Origin of the sequence: Burkholderia sp. MSMB1072, from assembly GCF_001524725.1 — a bacterium.
In the GTDB taxonomy this organism is placed as follows: domain Bacteria; phylum Pseudomonadota; class Gammaproteobacteria; order Burkholderiales; family Burkholderiaceae; genus Burkholderia.
This window is the reverse complement of the sequence record NZ_LOYC01000007.1, coordinates 1-1,651: the sequence shown is the minus strand read 5'-3', so window position 1 is coordinate 1,651 and position 1,651 is coordinate 1. Positions and strand designations below refer to the sequence as shown.

Annotated in this window: 1 protein-coding gene; it reads right to left on the bottom strand. The window is 65.3% G+C overall.

All coding sequences use genetic code 11. The annotated features are described in order from the left end of the window. Positions 1-1,651: electron transfer flavoprotein-ubiquinone oxidoreductase (locus tag WS89_RS01950; protein ID WP_059505702.1), on the bottom strand; the 1,651-nt coding region annotated here is incomplete at its 5' end.

The following is a 1,651-nucleotide window of genomic DNA, read 5'->3' as shown; positions in this document are numbered from 1 at the left end:
TTACATGTTCGGGTAATTCGGCCCGCCGCCGCCTTCGGGCGTGACCCACACGATGTTCTGCGTCGGGTCCTTGATGTCGCAGGTCTTGCAGTGCACGCAGTTCTGCGCGTTGATCACGAGGCGCTCGCTACCGTCGTCGTTCTTCACGAACTCGTACACCGCCGCCGGGCAGAACCGCGCCTCCGGCCCCGCGTACGTGCGCAGGTTCACGTTCACCGGCACGCTCGCGTCCTTCAGCGTCAGGTGCGCCGGCTGGTTCTCCTCGTGGTTCGTGTTCGAGATGAACACCGACGACAGCCGATCGAACGTCAGCTTGCCGTCCGGCTTCGGATACGCGATCGGCTCGCACTGCGACGCCGGCTTCAGCATCTCGTGGTCCGCATGCTGGTGGTGCAGCGTCCACGGCACGTTGCCGCCCATCACCTTCTGCTCGATACCCACCATCAGCGTGCCCAGGTACAGCCCCTTGGCCATCCACTGCTTGAAGTTGCGTGCGCGGTACAGCTCCGTGTACAGCCACGATTGCTTGAACGCGTCCGGGTACGCATTGAGTTCGTCGCTCTGACGGCCGGCCTGCACCGCGTCGAATGCGGCGTCGGCCGCCAGCATCCCGGTCTTGATCGCCGCGTGGCTGCCCTTGATCCGCGATGCGTTCAAAAAGCCCGCGTCGTCGCCGATCAGCGCGCCGCCCGGGAACACCGTCTTCGGCAACGACAGCAGGCCGCCGGCCGTGATCGCGCGCGCGCCGTACGACACGCGCTTGCCGCCTTCGAGGAACGCGCGGATCGACGGATGCGTCTTGTAGCGCTGGAATTCCTCGAACGGCGACAGGTACGGGTTCGTGTAGCCCAGGCCCACGACGAAGCCGACCACGACCTGGTTGTTGTCCATGTGATACAGGAACGAGCCGCCGTACGTATCCGACTTCAGCGGCCAGCCGGCCGTGTGGATCACGAGGCCCGGCTTGTGCTTGGCCGGATCGATTTCCCACAGTTCCTTGATGCCGATCCCGTACGCCTGCGGATCGGCGTTCGCGTCGAGCTTGAATTTCGTGATCAGCTGGCGGCCGAGATGGCCGCGGCAGCCTTCGGCGAACAGCGTGTACTTCGCGTGCAGTTCCATGCCGAGCTGGAAGTTCTCGGTCGGCTCGCCGTCCTTGCCCACGCCCATGTTGCCGGTCGCGACGCCCTTCACCGAGCCGTCGTCGTTGTAGAGAATTTCCGCAGCGGGGAAGCCCGGGAAGATCTCCACGCCGAGCGCCTCGGCCTGCTGGCCGAGCCAGCGGGTCACGTTGCCCAGCGAAATCACGTAGTTGCCGTGGTTCTTGAAGTTGTCCGGCAGCGCCCAGTTCGGCGTGGTCACTGCGCTTTTCTCGGACAGGAACAGGAAGCGGTCTTCCGTGACCTCGACATCGAGCGGTGCGCCGCGCTCCTTCCAGTCGGGGAACAGCTCGGTGATCGCGCGCGGGTCCATCACTGCGCCCGACAGGATGTGCGCGCCGATCTCGGAACCTTTCTCGAGCACGCACACGCCGATCTCGGCGCCTTTCTCGGCGGCCAGTTGCTTGAGCCTGATCGCCGCCGACAACCCGGCGGGGCCGCCGCCGACGATCACGACGTCGTATTCCATCGATTCGCGCGGGCCGTATTGC